This is a genomic window from Flavobacterium cutihirudinis (assembly GCF_003385895.1).
Taxonomy (GTDB): domain Bacteria; phylum Bacteroidota; class Bacteroidia; order Flavobacteriales; family Flavobacteriaceae; genus Flavobacterium; species Flavobacterium cutihirudinis.
Map to the genome: position 1 here is coordinate 885,051 of NZ_QRDQ01000009.1, position 17,037 is coordinate 902,087.

Consider the following 17,037-nt stretch of genomic DNA (forward strand, 5'->3'; position numbering starts at 1 on the left):
ATTGTAAAAAAAGAAAAGTATGAGTTATACAGATAAAATGTTGCGCGATGACGCCTTAAAAGGCAAAGTCATTGTAGTTACGGGCGGCGGAAGCGGTTTAGGAAAAGCAATGACAAAATATTTCTTAGAACTAGGCGCTCAGGTAGCGATTACTTCCAGAGATTTAGAAAAACTAAAAACTACTGCTTCGGAACTTGAAAATGAAACTGGCGGAAAATGCTTGCCTTTGCAATGTGATGTTCGTCATTATGAAGAAGTTGAAAACATGCTTCAGGAAACTTTAAAGGTTTTTGGAAAAGTAGATGTTCTTCTAAACAATGCAGCTGGAAATTTTATTTCTCCAACAGAACGTTTATCTGCAAATGCATTTGATACTGTTATCGATATCGTACTTAAAGGTTCTAAAAACTGTACACTTGCCTTTGGAAAACATTGGATTGACACCAAACAAACATCGGCAACGATTTTAAACATTGTAACTACTTATGCTTGGACAGGATCTGCTTATGTGGTGCCAAGTGCCACTGCAAAAGCGGGAGTTTTAGCCATGACAAGAAGTCTTGCTGTAGAATGGGCAAAATACGGAATTCGTTCTAACGCCATTGCTCCGGGGCCATTCCCAACAAAAGGTGCGTGGGATAGATTATTGCCAGGCGATCTTTCTGAAAAGTTTGATATGGCTAAAAAAGTGCCATTGAAACGCGTTGGAGATCATCAGGAATTGGCAAATTTAGCAGCTTATTTAGTTTCTGATTTCTCTGCTTATGTAAATGGTGATGTTATTACGATTGACGGAGGCGAATGGTTAAAAGGTGCAGGACAATTCAATTTATTAGAAGCAATTCCGGAAGAACTTTGGGATCAGCTTGAAATGATGATAAAAGCAAAAAAGAATAAATAATTTTACGTGCTTACTAAATTCAGAATATTTTATTAAAACTATACTGATTGCGCGAAATCCCGAAGGTTTACTTTCGGGATTTTTTATTTTTTCACCATATAAGTAATATAAGTTCAATCAAGCAGCGTTTTGTTTAAATATCTGCTTGCTTAAATTTACTTATATTACTTATATGGTTTAAATAAATTAATATGTTTAGCAATTCACTTAAATTATTAATTTTGTCAAACAAATAAAAAACAAAAATTTTATGCTCATTATTGGACTTGCAGGAGGAACAGGAAGTGGAAAAACAACAGTTGTACACCAAATCATGACAGAATTACCAGACACTGAAGTTGGTGTAATTTCTCAAGATTCGTACTATAAAGAGACAACCAATTTGTCATTTGACGAAAGAGCATTAATTAATTTTGATCATCCAAGATCTATTGATTTTGAATTATTGGTAAAACACTTAAAAGCTTTAAAAGCTGGAGAGACAATCGATCAGCCGGTTTATTCGTTCATTCAACACAACAGAACTGATGATACAGTGGCAACGCATCCAAGAAAAGTAATGATCGTTGAAGGTATTTTAATTTTGACAAATCCTGAATTACGTGAACTTTGCGACATTAAAATTTTCGTTCACGCTGATTCTGACGAAAGATTAGTTCGCCGTTTAAAAAGAGATATTTCAGAACGCGGAAGAGATATTAACGAGGTTTTAAACCGTTACCAAAATACCTTAAAACCTATGCATGAGCAATTTATCGAACCATCAAAGGCTTTTGCAGACATTATTATTCCAAATGACAAGTATAATACTGTAGCAATTGATGTAGTTCGCGCGGTAATTAATCAGAGAATTTCATAATTTTTATTGTAAATTTAAACCATAAAATTTAGGAGCTATTTCCCGCTATACGTTACAATCTTTTGTGCCTCCCGAAGCCTCGGGACCGGCACAAAAGGATTTTCACTTCTATCGGGGCTAAAAAGATCACTCATATTCAAAAGAAAAATTCGTTTAAAAATGAAATTCAAAAATCCATACAAAGACAAAAAATGGTTCAAATATTTGGGTAACAAATATGTTTGGGTTTTGCTGTTTTTTATTGTTTGGATGCTATTTTTAGATAATTACTCCTATTTTGATCATCGTTTTTTAGATGGACAAATCAATGAACTTCAAGACAATAAAAAATATTATCAGGATGAAATAAAAAAAGATCAAGAACAGATCAAACAACTTAAAAATCCTGAACAAATAGAAAAATATGCTCGCGAAAAGTACTTTATGAAAAAAGACAGCGAAGATATTTACATCATCCACTTTGAAGGAGACACTATTCAAGAAAAAGAATAATTCAGAAAAAACACCTAATGGCCACTAACCTATTCGAAGATTTTAATCCGATTTCATCCAAACAATGGAAACAAAAAATCCAATTTGAATTGGATGGAGCCGACTATAACCAAACTGTAATTTGGAATTCGCCAGAAGATATTCAGGTAAAACCTTTTTATCACGACGATGAATTTACCAAAAGTGCTTCTGTACAAACTCAGTCTTCAGAATTTAAAATCTGTCAAAATATTTTTGTTTTTGATATCGAAAAATCGATAAAAAAAGCGATTAATACTATTGAAAGAGGTGCTGAAAGTTTACGTTTTACTATCGAAAACGAAAATACTGACGTTCAAAAATTACTAGAAAATCTTCCTTTAGAAGAAAGAACGGTTTACTTTCATTTAAGTTTTCTCTCAATCGATTTCGTAAAACAATTGGACGCTATTTCCAAAGAAAAAAAAGCAATCTTTTACTGCAATTTAGATCCAATTGGACAATTAGCGCGTGATGGAAACTGGTTTACAACATCAGATAAAAACAATTTTGAAACACTTGAAAAGATTTCAAACCAAACCAATCTTCCTTTTTTAAGCGTAGATTTAGGTTTGTATCAAAATGCGGGAGCGAACATTACACAACAAATTGCCTATAGTTTAGCGCATGCTAATGAATATTTAAATCGTTTCCCAGCTTCATCAAAAACAATTGTTTTTCAAATATCAGTTGGAACAAATTACTTTTTTGAAATTGCAAAACTTCGTGCTTTGCGAATGCTTTTCAAATTGATTGCTTCCGAATATAATCCGGATTTAGATTGTCATTTTCTAGTTACACCAACCAAACGAAATAAAACCATTTACGATTATAATGTCAATATGCTTCGTACGACAACCGAATGCATGTCGGCTATTTTAGGTGGAGCCGATGCTGTGGCCAATTTGCCTTACGATGCTTTATATCATAAAGACAACGAATTTGGAGATAGAATTGCAAGAAATCAGCTTTTAGTTTTAAAACACGAAAGCTATTTCGATAAAGTCGATAATCCAGCCGATGGAAGTTATTATATCGAAAGTTTAACCATGCAATTGGCAGAAAAAAGCTTAAAATTATTCAAAGAAATTGAAGCTGAAGGAGGTTTCCTAAAACTTTTGAATGACGGAACGATTAAAAAGAAAATTCAGGAAAGCGCTACTAAAGAACAGGAATTATTCGATTCGAAAAAAGAAGTTTTATTAGGCACCAATAAATATCCTAACAAAGAAGACAGAATGAAACAGGATTTAGAATTGTTTCCTTTTGTAAAAATCAAACCTCGAAAAACGTTAATTACGCCAATTATAGAAAAAAGATTAGCCGAGAAACTCGAACAAGAAAGACTTGAGCTTGAGTAATCCTTTTTAAACGTAATTAACATTCACACCAAAGAAAGTGTCTCCATGATGAGAAAAGACCTTAAACATATCAATCTTGAAAGTCAATCCCGAAGCCTCGGGACGAAAGTCAAAAGTCAAAAGTCTGAAGACTTGACTAATAACTTCACGACGGCCGAAGGAATCGAACTCAAAAAAAACTATTCTGAAAAAGATATAGAAGATTTAGAGTTTTTAGATTTCGGAGCTGGTTTTGCGCCAAATTTACGCGGACCATACGCAACAATGTACGTTCGTCGTCCTTGGACAATTCGTCAATACGCCGGATTTTCGACTGCAGAAGAAAGTAATGCTTTTTATAGACGAAATCTTGCAGCAGGTCAAAAAGGGCTTTCCATTGCTTTTGATTTACCAACACATCGCGGTTACGACTCAGATCATGAAAGAGTTGTTGGCGACGTTGGAAAAGCAGGTGTTGCCATCGATTCGGTTGAAGATATGAAAGTATTGTTTGATCAGATTCCGCTTGATGAAATGTCGGTTTCTATGACCATGAACGGAGCTGTTTTACCAATTATGGCTTTTTATATTGTAGCTGCGGAAGAACAAGGTGTTGAGTTGAGCAAACTTTCAGGAACTATTCAAAATGATATTTTGAAGGAATTCATGGTGCGTAACACTTATATTTATCCACCAGCACCTTCGATGAAAATTATTGCCGATATTTTTGAATTTACGAGCAAAAAAATGCCAAAATTCAATTCTATTTCCATTTCCGGATATCACATGCAGGAAGCTGGTGCAACGGCCGATATTGAATTGGCCTATACTTTAGCCGATGGTTTAGAATATATTAGAACTGGTTTGTCTACAGGAATGACAATCGATGAATTTGCCCCACGCCTATCTTTCTTTTGGGCGATTGGAATGAATCATTTTATGGAAATTGCAAAAATGAGAGCCGGCCGAATGATTTGGGCAAAACTATTGCAGCAATTTAATCCGAAAAGCGATAAATCATTAGCATTAAGAACACATTGCCAAACCAGCGGATGGAGCTTAACAGAACAAGATCCATTTAATAATGTAGCCAGAACTTGTATTGAAGCTACTGCTGCTGCCTTTGGAGGAACACAATCGTTGCACACTAATGCTTTAGACGAAGCCATTGCCTTGCCAACAGATTTTTCAGCAAGAATTGCACGAAATACTCAGATTTATTTACAGGAAGAAACTAAAATTACAAAAACAGTCGATCCTTGGGGGGGCAGTTATTATGTTGAATCGCTGACAAATGAGATTTTAGAAAGTACTTGGAAATTAATTGAAGAAGTTGAAGAACTTGGCGGTATGACAAAAGCTATCGAAGCCGGAATTCCGAAACTTCGAATTGAAGAAGCTGCAGCGAGAAAACAAGCAAGAATTGACAGTGGACAAGATATTATTGTTGGTGTCAATAAATATAGATTAGAAAAAGAAGATCCGCTTCATATTTTGGACGTTGACAACCAAATGGTCCGTAAACAACAAATAGAACGCCTTGAAGATATTAAAGCAAAAAGAAATACTGAAAAAGTAAATCAATCACTGGAAAAATTAATTCATTGTGCTAAAACCGGACAAGGAAACTTACTAGAAATTGCGACCGAAGCTGCGCGCGAACGAGCAACTTTAGGTGAAATCAGCGATGCTCTGGAAAGTGTTTTTGGACGATTCAAAGCACAAATTAAATCCTTTAGCGGTGTGTATAGTGCAGCAATAAAAAATGACGAAAATTTTGAAAAAGCAAAACAATTAGCTGATGCTTTTGCAAAACAAGAGGGAAGACGTCCAAGAATCATGATTGCCAAAATGGGACAAGATGGTCACGATCGTGGTGCAAAAGTAGTAGCAACAGGTTATGCTGATGTTGGCTTTGATGTTGACATAGGCCCACTTTTTCAAACTCCAGCAGAAGCAGCGAAACAAGCCGTTGAAAATGATGTTCACATTCTTGGCGTTTCATCTTTAGCAGCTGGACATAAAACGCTAGTTCCGCAAGTTATTGAAGAGCTAAAAAAACATGGACGCGAAGATATAATGGTAATTGTAGGCGGTGTAATTCCGGCGCAGGACTATCAATATTTATTTGATGCCGGCGCAGTGGCAATTTTTGGTCCAGGAACAAAAATAAGTGAGGCCGCTATTCAAATTTTAGAAATATTAATTGACTAAAAAGCATAAAAAATCCCGAGTTAAAATCGGGATTTTTTTTTCTTCATTTAGATCTTATGTATTGTCGCATTGCTATCCGCTTCAATATAAGAGAGATCATAACCTCCAAAATCTTTCATATAGCTTTTTAATGACGTTCCGTATGCATCTCTAAAATGCCTTGCTCCTTTGTTTTTAAAGAAGCTTTTTACTGAACCCGCTCCACCAAGGTGCGCTGCCGCTAAAATTCCAGATTCGGTAATTTCAATACCATTAATCACTTTTCCTTCGTACTTTTCAATTTCATAACGCAAAATCCATTTGTTTTTGGATAATAATGCAATGAAAGCTTTTTCTTGTAGTGCAGGATCCTTTAAAAAGGCTTTGTTGTTTTTAATACCAATTGCTCTTAAAGCTTCAGAACCAAACTGGTATTTTCCCATGTAACCAAGTGAATTAACCAAGCGGTACTTTCCTTGAGATTCTTTGAAAGCAACAGCTTCTTTAAAACCTATTAAATGATTTCCTGTGTACGGGACGTTGGTGTTGGGATAATCATCTTTTTCTTGTGATGGAAAAATATATTCAGTTCCATCTGTTTTTTCACTTAAAAACCAAGGTTTGGTTTCGTGATTAGAGGGAATAAATCCCAAACTTAAAAATGTAATAATAACGACTAAACTCGCATAAAAATACCATTTCTTTATCATAAATTGTTTTTCTTCAAAACGCTGTCACCTTTTTGAAATTTCTACGATGCAAAGATAACAAACATAAAACAACTCAGTAAATCAGCACTTTACGAGTTTTTGATAATTTTAAAATCTTCCGAAATCCCTTTGTCTATGCACTTTTCGAGGGATTTTACTAAAATCAAAAAACTGGAAAACAGCACTAAAATAAAGATCTAAAAAATATCATTTTTATCAAATTTTTACGAAAATAGTTAAATTTGCAAGACAAAACTTATAATATTTCGCATTTTATTAGCACAATTTCAATCATCATTTTAAAAATTAGCATTAAATTACCAAGATAAAAGCCACAAAAATGTCAATTTTGAAGACTTTTGAAAATCAAAAACACTTTAAAAAGCCAAAAAAGCTTCTGATAAACGAATTGAAAAGTAAGAAAAAATCCCAAGATTAATTATTTTAATTTGCTCTATTTTCTCCATTTCTTAATCTTAGATCACAAAAAAACCGATGCAATTTACATCGGTTTTTTCATCATTTTTTAATGAATAATATTTATCTCGTTACCCCTTGACTTGCAATCCAGTCAGAATATTTTTTCGCATTTACATTATGTTCTGCTAAAGTAGACGCAAATTCATGATATCCGAAACGATCTACACTTGCACAGAAATAAATGTAATCGTTTTTCTCTGGATTTAAAACTGCTTCAAGAGCTGTAATATCTGGCATTGCTATTGGTCCTGGAGGAAGGCCAACATTTACATATGTATTATATGGTGATCTCATAACCAAATCGTTATAAAAAACCCTTTTTATAACCTGATCAAAATTATTATCTCTCAATTTCAAAGCATAAATCACTGTTGGATCTGCCTGAAGTGGCATTTCTAAACGCAAACGGTTTAAATAAACGCCAGCGATACGAGGTCTCTCGTCTTTCTTTACAGACTCCTTATGTACAATTGACGCCAAAATTGTTGCTTGAACTGGAGTAAGTCCTTGTTTTTTAGCTTTCGCTATTCTTTCATCAGTCCAAAATTTATGGTATTCTTTGATCATTTTGTCACGGAATTTCTCCGCTGAAGTATTCCAGTAAATCTCGTATGTATTTGGAATAAACATTGCAAAAACATTGTCTTCATTGAAACCATTTTGCGCCATGAAAGTCGAATCTTTAATCGCTTTTAATAAAGACAAACTATCGGCTTCAATTTCAGAACCAACTCTTCCTGCAAAATTCTCTAGACGCTCCTGATTATTAAAAGCTAATTTAACTGGAACATTTGAACGCATTGCACGAACTAAATCAATGTTGTTCATACCTTTTTTAAGAAGAAAACGTCCTGATTTTACATTTTCAGGATAGCTTCTTTTATTCGCAACCATTTCAAAATTATCAAAGTTTTTGACATATGGTTCTAATATTTTTTTTACATCTGTATAATTTGCACCCGTTGGAACATAAACGTATAGTTCTTCTTTCTCAAACTTGGTGTTCGAGCTGAAAATTTTATTAATTAAAATAAATCCGTAAATCATTAAAACTGAAATTACGGCTACAGCTACTATCGTGATAATTTTTTTTAAGCTCAAAGTTTAAATTTTAGATTTGTTTGTTAATTAATTGAAAAATTGCTTCGTCTTGATAGTGGTTATTCAGCAAAATCCAATCTTTTTTAATTCCGATTTTCTCAAAACCAAATTTAGTAAAAAGTGCTATACTAGCTACATTCCCTACATTAATATTTGCATAAAGCTGGTGCAGATTTAAATTATAAAAAGCGTATTTAATCAACAACTCTAATGCCTCAGAACCAATATTTTGATTTCTAAACTCTTTATTTTTAATTACAATTCCTATTCCCGCCCTATTATTTTTAGGATCAAATTCAAATAAATCAATTAATCCGATAGCCGGAAAATCTTCATCCTGACAAATCGCCAATCTTAATTGTTTTGCTTCGTAAATATCCTGTTGGGCATTTTCCAAATATTGTCTGATTAAATATCGGCTGTACGGCGTATTTGTATTACTGACTTCCCAAATGCTTTGATCATTTTCCATTTCATACACGAACTCTAAATCATTAGGTTCTAATGCACGCAGATAGATATTTTTGCCTTTGAGTGTGATCATGTACAATTTTAGATTATAGATTTTAGATTGTTTAATTTTGGAATTTGTCTTCGACTTCGCTCAGACTGACATCATTGATTATATTTCTATCGTTCCTTTAAAAACAAATTTTGCAGGTCCGGTTAAGAAGACATTTCGAAAATGATCTCCCAATTTTTCAAAAGAAACATTTAACTTTCCTCCTTCAACATTTAAATTAATTGAAGTTTTATCCGTTTGTCCAATTGCGTTCATTGCGATTGCAACTGCTGTTGCGCCTGTCCCACACGCTAGTGTTTCGTCTTCAACACCTCTTTCGTAAGTACGAAGTGAAAAAGTATCGTCATCAATTTTTTTAACAAAATTAATATTGCTTCCTTTTTCTCCATACAATGTTCCATAACGAATTGCTGCTCCGTTTTCCTTTACATTATATTGTTGCAAATTTTCAACAATCTGCACATGATGTGGAGAACCAGTATTTAAAAAAGTATGAGAATCATGTTTCTGAACTTCGTCAACATCAATCATCTGTAAAGAAATAATCGAATCCTGCCCTACCGAAGCATGATGTAAACCATCTGTCGCAATAAAAGTTGCTTTATCATTTATAACGCCCAATTGATTTGCAAAAGCAACCAAACAGCGCCCTCCATTTCCACACATTGAACTTTCATTTCCGTCCGAGTTGTAGTAAACCATTCTGAAATCCGTTTCCGAATCATTTTCCAGTAAAATAAGTCCGTCTGCTCCAATACCAAATCGTCTGTCGCATAATTGTTCTATCAGCTGAATGTCTTCTTTTGGAAAAAAATTTGAACGATTGTCAATCATCACAAAATCGTTCCCTGTACCTTGATATTTATAAAATTCTATTTGCATTTTTTAGTTGTTAGAAATACAAAAGTACAAACTATTAATTAATGAAATGTTAATCATTGTTAAAGAGCGTTAAACCATTTTTACAAATAATTTTTTGAAGTAATTTTACGTTAAATAAAACATGAAACTAAATTCTAATAACTTAATTACAACTCTAATATGAAAAGATTTTCAGCCTTATTTTTAGTGTCATTACTTAGTGGTGCTATTACTCTTGGTGCTTACAAGTTATTATTTGAAAGCAACAATTCTTTTTTTGGAAAAGGAAATTCTGTTGTAACTCTTGCCCCAAACTCATTTGGTAGAAATGTTGGTTTAGCAACTGAGGCAGTCGATTTTACTGAAGCCGCAGACAAAACGATCCATACTGTTGTGCACGTTAAAAACGTTTCACGAAGAACTGTTAGTAACCCAATGCTCGAATTTTTCTATGGTTATGGCGGACAACAGCAGCAAGAACAAGTAGGAACCGGATCTGGAGTAATTATTTCTGAAGACGGATACATAGTGACTAATAATCACGTAATTAAAGACGCTACAGAAATTGAAATTACTTTAAACAATAAAAAATCATACAAAGCAAAATTAATCGGTACCGATTCTAAAATGGATATCGCTCTTTTGAAAATTAATGCCGATGAAAAACTGCCTTACACCGCTTTTGCCAACTCCGATTCTGTAAAGGTCGGCGAATGGGTTTTAGCCGTTGGAAATCCATATAATTTGACTTCGACTGTTACAGCCGGAATCGTTTCGGCGAAAGCCAGAAATTTAGACCAAAGCGGAATTCAGTCTTTTATCCAGACAGATGCTGCAGTAAATCCGGGAAATAGCGGTGGAGCGTTAGTTAATGCAAGAGGAGAATTAATTGGAATTAACACTATGATCTCATCAATGACAGGTTCTTATGTTGGTTATTCTTTTGCAGTTCCATCTAATATCGCACGAAAAATTATTGAGGATATTATGGAATACGGAAATGTTCAAAGAGGTATTCTTGGTGTTGAAGGTGGCGAACTTAATAGTACAGCTTCTAAAGAACTAGGAATCACGGAAACTCAAGGATTCTATATTAATAGGGTTTCTAAAAATTCAGGTGCAGAAAAAGCTGGTTTAACTAAGGGAGATATTATTGTAAAATTAGACGAGCAAAATATTTCAACTTATGCTGATCTTTCAGGTTACATTAATACAAAAAGACCAAATGATGTTGTGAAAGTTACTTACATCAAAGACGGTAAAACAAAAACTGTTCCTGTAACTTTAAGCAAAAATGAATTTTACAGCGCCGAATTTAAAGGTATCGAATTAGAAAATATAGATGCTGCCGATAAAAAGAAGTTCAGAATAGATTATGGTGTTAAAATCAAAAATATTACAAATGAGAATTTAATGCAATATCAAAACGAACTTCAGGGTAATATCATTTTAAGTATTGATAATGTTAAAGCAATAAATGTTGAAACAGTTTCAAAACTTTTAAGCAAAAAAGACGAAGGACAAAGTATCCGAATTGAAATGATAAACCGAAACGGAGAGATTTTTAGAATTATAATTTAAGTCGCAGTATTTAGTCTCAGTTTTCAGTTTTAAAACTGCAAACCGAGACTGCTACTGAAAACTCAAAAAATGCCATCTTAAAAAATTTAAGGTGGCTTTTTTATTTTCAAAAATAAATGCTAAAATAGTTTACGAAATCGATTGAAATGGATACTTTTGCGCCAAATTTTAAAATAGTGAGCATTTTATTTTTTCAATTTAGTTAATTATGAGCAAAAAATCCTTGTACCAAAAAGAGGTATCATTACAAGTCGACCGAAGAAGAGCTGGTGTCGAATTAATCAAAGTTATAAGTGATTTATGGTATGACAAATCCATCGAAATGGTTTTATTTAAAAACCAATTATTGGATCAAAATGTCAGCGATATTATCAATCTGCATCAATACGCGGGTGAATTTGTTGGAAAACCAATTACCATTTTTGATTCGGTTGAAATCGCAAAAGTTGTTCTATCCTTAGATTTGCCTCCTGCAAAAATAGATTTAGGAAAATTAACTTACGAATATCGTTTAGAAGACGAAAAATATCCGGATGCAAGATACTTTGTGATGGATAAATTAAAGAATGCAAAATCTTCTAAAGAAGTTCAACCAAAAGATGTTGTTTTATATGGTTTTGGAAGAATTGGGCGTTTACTAGCAAGAGAACTAATGTCTAAAACCGGAAAAGGAAATCAATTGCGTTTGAGAGCAATCGTAACGCGTGATAAAAATGATGCATCAAGTTTAGAGAAACGAGCTTCTCTTTTGCGTTATGATTCAATTCACGGAGATTTTCAAGGATCAGTAATCGCTGATCCAAAGAATAATGCTTTAATTATCAACGGAACAACCGTTCATGTTATAACTGCAAATACACCAGAAGAAATAGATTACACACAATACGGAATCAATGATTCCTTAGTAATTGACAATACAGGAGCTTTTACAACTGAAGAAGCTTTAAAAAGACATTTAGTTTCAAAAGGTGTTAGTAAAGTATTATTAACAGCACCAGGAAAGGGAATTCCAAATATTGTTCATGGCGTAAACCATAATGATTTTAATCCAGACGAAATCAATATTTTTTCTGCCGCATCTTGCACTACAAATGCTATAACGCCAGTTTTAAAAGCAATTGAAGATACTATTGGTGTGGTAAAAGGACATTTAGAAACTATTCATGCCTACACAAACGACCAAAATCTGGTTGATAATATGCATAAAAAGTACCGCCGTGGAAGAGCTGCAGCTCTAAATATGGTTATTACTGAAACTGGCGCAGGAAGTGCTGTTGCTAAAGCGCTACCCTCTTTAGAAGGGAAATTAACTTCTAATGCTATTCGTGTTCCGGTTCCAAATGGTTCATTAGTAGTTCTCAATCTGGAAGTTAAAAAAGCTACATCAATTGCAGCGATTAATAAGATAATGAAAAAGTACGCGCTCGAAGGCGAACTTGTAGAACAAATAAAGTATTCTCTAAACAATGAATTAGTTTCTTCCGATATTGTAGGAACATCAGCACCTTCCATTTATGACAGTAATGCAACTATTGTCTCGAAAGATGGAAAAAATATTGTCTTATACATTTGGTACGATAATGAATATGGATACAGTCATCAGGTAATTCGTCTGGCAAAATACATTGCAAAAGTTAGACGTTTTACATACTATTAATATAATACCAAAACCAACTATTACTGAAAGCCGCCAATTTTTTGGTGGCTTTTCCTTTATATAGGAAGAACGGTAGTACTTTTTACTTCAGAAATTACAAAAACCGTATTAATCAACGAAACCTCAGGTAAAATAGACAATTTCTTCTGATGAAAATGATGATAACTTTCCATATCGGGAATAATTATCTTAAGCATATAATCAAAATTACCGGAAACATAATTGCACTCTACTACCTCAGGCAAATTCAAAATAGATTGATTAAATCCTTCAGATGTATCATAAGTCTGTTTTGTTAAAGTAACCTGGCAATAAACCGTAAGATTATTGCCTAGTTTTTTCTTATTCAAAATTGAAACATACTTCTCTATAACACCCTCTTTTTCAAGACGTTTCACTCTGTCATGAACAGGAGTTAAAGATAAATTTATTTTGTTTGCAATGTCTTTTAGCGTGTAATGTGCATTTTCTTGCAAAAGACGTAAGATTTTCTTGTCAATTTCATCTAAAACCATAACGAAAACGTTTTCTTTATTAAGTAAAATTTAGTCATTTTTTCTTTTTGGAGAATCCTATTTGTTCTTAAAAAGAAAAATTTTCTGTAAAAGTATAAAATAAAATAATATTTTCTTATTTAATACTCAATAATCAATAATTTATTCTCTATCAGTAGCTTTGTAAAACAAATTCAAGAAAAAACAAAAAAATATAACAAGATGATAATAGGTGTTCCAAAAGAAATTAAAAACAATGAAAATCGTGTAGCATTAACTCCAGCAGGAGTTTCTGAAATGAAAAAACACGGACATGTTGTTTATGTTCAAGCAACTGCAGGTTTAGGAAGTGGTTTTGCTGATGAAGAATATACTCAGGCTGGTGCGGTAGTTTTACCAACTATCGAAGACGTATATGCTATCGCAGAAATGATTATTAAAGTAAAAGAACCAATTGCTTCTGAATATCCTTTAATCAAAAAAGATCAATTACTTTTCACTTATTTCCACTTTGCTTCTTCAGAAGAATTAACTCATGCAATGCTTGAAAAAGGTGCAGTTTGTTTAGCTTATGAAACTGTTGAAAAAACGGATCGTAGTTTACCTTTATTAGTTCCAATGTCTGAAGTTGCAGGTCGTATGGCTATTCAGCAAGGAGCAAAATATCTTGAGAAACCATTAAAAGGAAGAGGAATTCTTTTAGGTGGTGTTCCAGGTGTACCACCGGCAAAAGTTTTAGTTTTAGGTGGAGGTATTGTTGGAACTCAGGCTGCTAAAATGGCTGCAGGTTTAGGAGCTCAGGTTACTATTATGGATTTAAGTTTGCCACGTTTACGTCAATTAGACGATATCATGCCTGCAAACGTAAATACAGAAATGTCTAATCATTATAATATTACAAGAGCAATTAAAGATGCTGATTTAGTTGTTGGTGCTGTTTTGATTCCAGGAGCAAAAGCACCTCACTTAATTACTCGTGACATGCTTAAATTAATGCGTCCAGGAGCAGTTGTTGTGGACGTTGCTGTTGATCAAGGTGGTTGTATTGAAACTTGTACACCAACAACTCATGAAAACCCAACTTTCATTATTGATGATATTGTTCACTATTGTGTGGCTAACATGCCGGGAGCTGTTCCTTACACTTCTACTTTAGCATTAACTAATGCAACTTTACCATATGCTGTACAATTAGCAAATAAAGGATGGGAAAAAGCATGTGCAGAAAACGAAGAATTGAAAAAAGGATTAAACGTAGCAAATGGAAAAATCCTTTACAAAGGAGTTGCAGAAGCTTGGAATCTTCCTTACAATGAAGAATTAGTGTTAGCAAACGCATAGTGCTAACATTATAATAAGTGCTTACTAAACACTATTCAAAAGGCTTTTCTTAATTGAAAAGCCTTTTTTTATTGCAAAATAAAAGCCAGTCAACTGACTGGCTTCTAAATTTATGCTTACTCTGAATTATTTTTTCGTATTCAAAACTTCCTTTTTATCATCTAAAACTTCCTGCATAACTTTTGCTTCGGTTCCATTAGGAAAAGTAACTTTGATTTTTTGTGCTACAGTTGGAGCAATTTCGGTAATAGCTTTTTTATCATAAGATTCTCCTTTTTTAATATGCCATCCAAAAAATATAGCCGGTACGTGAGTATCATAACTGTAAGGTGTTCCGTGCGATGTCCCAGTTGTTGAATATTCTATATTTCCTGGTTTATCTATCACAACCATATCACCATCCTGTGTTACATCATAACCTTTTGCAACAAAGTTTAAGTAATAATCATTACCTCCGTTAGCTAAAATTTCTTCTTCCGTATAAACCTTTTTAACCTGAGGTTGTGAAATTAAAAACTCTTTAAAAGCCTGTTTAACTTTCGTTAATTCAAGCCCTTTATCTTTAATAATTTGTTTATTGAAGAAAATATTAAAATTAGAATAATTCAATAACAAGTCAACTCCAAAGGTCTTAACTGAAAAATCCTGAAGGCTTTTACGTACATCTTTTGACGGATAATTGTCTACATTATACTTGCGATCTTTTAAATAAATTACATTTTCAGCACCAGCGTGATCTGCAGTTAAGAAAAGCAAATAATTTCCTTTACCAACAGTTTTATCTAAATATGCTAAAAAGTCAGCAATTGTCTGATCCAATCTTAAATAAGTATCTTGAAGCTCCATTGAACGTGGTCCTAATAAATGGCCTACATAATCAGTTGAAGAAAAACTAACAGTTAAAAAGTCAGTAATATTATCTTTACCTAACTCTTCTTTTTCAATTGCTTTTTTAGCAAATTCCGCTAACAAATCATTTCCAAACGGAGTCGATCTAATAACTCCCGCGTCATTTTTCTCATACATTTTCTTAAGGTCGTATGGGAAAACTGGTGCAGCACTTCCATATAATTTACCTTCATAAGGATTATTATCAGGAAGGCTTTCATTATAAACAGAAGCTGGCTTATATAAATCCCAACCTTTATCTATATATTTCAAATAGTTTTTTTCATTATTGAATTCCGTTACCCATTCCGGTAATTTTTCACCATAAAAAGTACTCGAAATAAAAGAACCTGTTTTGCTGTACCAAAAGGCCCAGTTCGCAAAATGACCCGCAGGTAAAATTGCGCCACGATCTTTAAGACTCATTCCAATAACTTTTCCCTGAAAGTTTGTTGCCATTCTCACTTCGTCAGTAATTGTAGTACTCTGAAGATTTTTTGGAGACATTGCACCTTCTTCAGCGGTTCCATCACCAACTGTTTTTACTCCTGCATCATCGGTACAATACATTTCTTTACCTAAAGTTCTGCTGAACCATTCATTACCAACTATTCCATGAGTTGCCGGTGTTGTACCAGTATAAATTGAAGCATGTCCCGGTGCGGTATAAGTAGGCATATAATTATAATGCATATTCTGAAAAGTGAATCCTTCATTCATTAATCTCTTAAAGCCATTTTGAGTAAAATCATCTGAAAAACGATATAAATATTCCATTTTCATTTGATCTACAACAATACCTACAACCAACTTAGGGCGCTGTTGAGCATTTAAATTTGCAATAACAAACAATGTCAACAATACAATAGTTTTTTTCATACTTAAATTATAATATTTAAAAACAAAAATAAGTATTCACATTCAAAAAGGCTAGCTCAGACTAATTTAAAACCTAAAATTGACTTTAATTTAACAGAATTACATCACTAGAGATATAGCGACCATATAACTTATTTTAAAACAGCAAGTACAAATGTTTTATGGCGTTTCCCTCCGGGCCGGGCTGTCCGCTGTATCTTTTGCGGGAGAAGTTTCAGTATAAAAGAGACCTTCACGTTCCCGCAAAAGGATGTCACTTCCATCCCTAACGCTGAATATGCGAAACCAGAAGCTTCAGTTTCCAGGAGATTTCTCCCAAACATTTGTAAAACGAAAAAATCCCCATCAAGTGAATGATGAGGATTCTCAAAAGAAAGGCGACGACATACTCTCCCACATAACTGCAGTACCATCTGCGCAGGCGGGCTTAACTTCTCTGTTCGGGATGGGAAGAGGTGAGCCCCGCCGCAATAACCACCTTAAGGTCGTTCGTTGCTTGGGCAACTTTTTAATTAATAATTGATAATTGACAATTAATAATTAAAACAATATCTTAACATACTGAGATAAAGAAAAAAGTTTTATTTACTATTTTAGAAAGTTCTCTCCCTCCGATTGCTCGGAGGGAAAAGGGTGTACATAAGCTTACGGATTATTAGTACTACTCGACTATGACATTACTGCCTTTACATCTATAGCCTATCAACGTGGTCATCTTC

At 33.6% G+C, this 17,037-nt stretch carries 14 protein-coding genes and 1 rRNA gene; 8 read left to right on the forward strand and 7 right to left on the reverse strand.

The genetic code is table 11. The annotated features are described in order from the left end of the window. Nucleotides 1–19 precede the first annotated feature (19 nt). From BD847_RS14635 to scpA, 5 genes are all read left to right on the forward strand, one after another. Entirely contained in the window at nucleotides 20–901 is an 882-nt protein-coding gene (locus tag BD847_RS14635) for an SDR family oxidoreductase (protein ID WP_167443865.1), read from the forward strand. 250 nt (nucleotides 902–1,151) lie between these two features. After that, the gene (gene udk / locus BD847_RS14640; RefSeq protein WP_115888988.1) at nucleotides 1,152–1,760 is read left to right on the forward strand and encodes a uridine kinase; all 609 of its coding nucleotides are present in this window, start codon (nucleotides 1,152–1,154) and stop codon (nucleotides 1,758–1,760) included. Nucleotides 1,761–1,919: 159 nt separating this feature from the next. Beyond that, a complete protein-coding gene (locus BD847_RS14645) occupies nucleotides 1,920–2,252 on the forward strand; it encodes an FtsB family cell division protein (RefSeq protein WP_115888989.1) in 333 nt (110 codons plus the stop codon). Nucleotides 2,253–2,269: 17 nt separating this feature from the next. Beyond that, a complete protein-coding gene (locus BD847_RS14650) occupies nucleotides 2,270–3,631 on the forward strand; it encodes a methylmalonyl-CoA mutase subunit beta (protein WP_115888990.1) in 1,362 nt (453 codons plus the stop codon). A 45-nt stretch (nucleotides 3,632–3,676) separates the two neighbouring features. Continuing rightward, a complete protein-coding gene (gene scpA / locus BD847_RS14655; RefSeq protein ID WP_167443866.1) occupies nucleotides 3,677–5,824 on the forward strand; it encodes a methylmalonyl-CoA mutase in 2,148 nt (715 codons plus the stop codon). Nucleotides 5,825–5,871: 47 nt separating this feature from the next. Here scpA and BD847_RS14660 read toward each other — a convergent pair whose 3' ends face one another. From BD847_RS14660 to dapF, 4 genes are all read right to left on the reverse strand, one after another. Continuing rightward, nucleotides 5,872–6,513, reverse strand: coding sequence for a peptidoglycan-binding protein LysM (locus tag BD847_RS14660; RefSeq protein WP_115888991.1), 642 nt, complete (start codon nucleotides 6,511–6,513; stop codon nucleotides 5,872–5,874). A 540-nt stretch (nucleotides 6,514–7,053) separates the two neighbouring features. After that, nucleotides 7,054–8,094 carry an endolytic transglycosylase MltG gene (gene mltG / locus BD847_RS14665; protein ID WP_115888992.1) on the reverse strand — a complete coding sequence of 347 codons (1,041 nt, stop codon included), beginning with the start codon at nucleotides 8,092–8,094 and terminating at the stop codon, nucleotides 7,054–7,056. 10 nt (nucleotides 8,095–8,104) lie between these two features. Beyond that, nucleotides 8,105–8,638 (reverse strand): GNAT family N-acetyltransferase, encoded by a 534-nt coding sequence (locus tag BD847_RS14670; RefSeq protein WP_115888993.1) that lies wholly within the window; start codon nucleotides 8,636–8,638, stop codon nucleotides 8,105–8,107. A 78-nt stretch (nucleotides 8,639–8,716) separates the two neighbouring features. Beyond that, nucleotides 8,717–9,499 carry a diaminopimelate epimerase gene (gene dapF, locus BD847_RS14675; protein WP_115888994.1) on the reverse strand — a complete coding sequence of 261 codons (783 nt, stop codon included), beginning with the start codon at nucleotides 9,497–9,499 and terminating at the stop codon, nucleotides 8,717–8,719. A gap of 159 nt (nucleotides 9,500–9,658) precedes the next feature. Between dapF and BD847_RS14680 the strand changes: the two genes are divergently transcribed. Together BD847_RS14680 and BD847_RS14685 are read left to right on the forward strand one after the other, a co-directional pair. Further along, nucleotides 9,659–11,059 (forward strand): trypsin-like peptidase domain-containing protein, encoded by a 1,401-nt coding sequence (locus BD847_RS14680; protein WP_115888995.1) that lies wholly within the window; start codon nucleotides 9,659–9,661, stop codon nucleotides 11,057–11,059. A 208-nt stretch (nucleotides 11,060–11,267) separates the two neighbouring features. Further along, on the forward strand, nucleotides 11,268–12,716 hold the full coding sequence (locus BD847_RS14685) for a glyceraldehyde-3-phosphate dehydrogenase (RefSeq protein WP_115888996.1): 1,449 nt from the start codon (nucleotides 11,268–11,270) through the stop codon (nucleotides 12,714–12,716). Nucleotides 12,717–12,772: 56 nt separating this feature from the next. On the opposite strand, the gene BD847_RS14690 is transcribed toward BD847_RS14685, so the two are convergent. Then, nucleotides 12,773–13,231, reverse strand: a complete 459-nt coding sequence (locus tag BD847_RS14690; RefSeq protein WP_115888997.1) for an Lrp/AsnC family transcriptional regulator — start codon at nucleotides 13,229–13,231, stop codon at nucleotides 12,773–12,775. 201 nt (nucleotides 13,232–13,432) lie between these two features. Here BD847_RS14690 and ald point away from each other — a divergent pair, with 201 nt between their 5' ends. Beyond that, nucleotides 13,433–14,551, forward strand: a complete 1,119-nt coding sequence (gene ald, locus BD847_RS14695; protein WP_115888998.1) for an alanine dehydrogenase — start codon at nucleotides 13,433–13,435, stop codon at nucleotides 14,549–14,551. A gap of 126 nt (nucleotides 14,552–14,677) precedes the next feature. On the opposite strand, the gene pafA is transcribed toward ald, so the two are convergent. Together pafA and rrf are read right to left on the reverse strand one after the other, a co-directional pair. After that, a complete protein-coding gene (pafA, locus tag BD847_RS14700; protein ID WP_115888999.1) occupies nucleotides 14,678–16,318 on the reverse strand; it encodes an alkaline phosphatase PafA in 1,641 nt (546 codons plus the stop codon). Between the two features lie 372 nt (nucleotides 16,319–16,690). Then, nucleotides 16,691–16,800: ribosomal RNA gene (gene rrf / locus BD847_RS14710) — 5S ribosomal RNA — on the reverse strand. Nucleotides 16,801–17,037 lie beyond the last annotated feature (237 nt).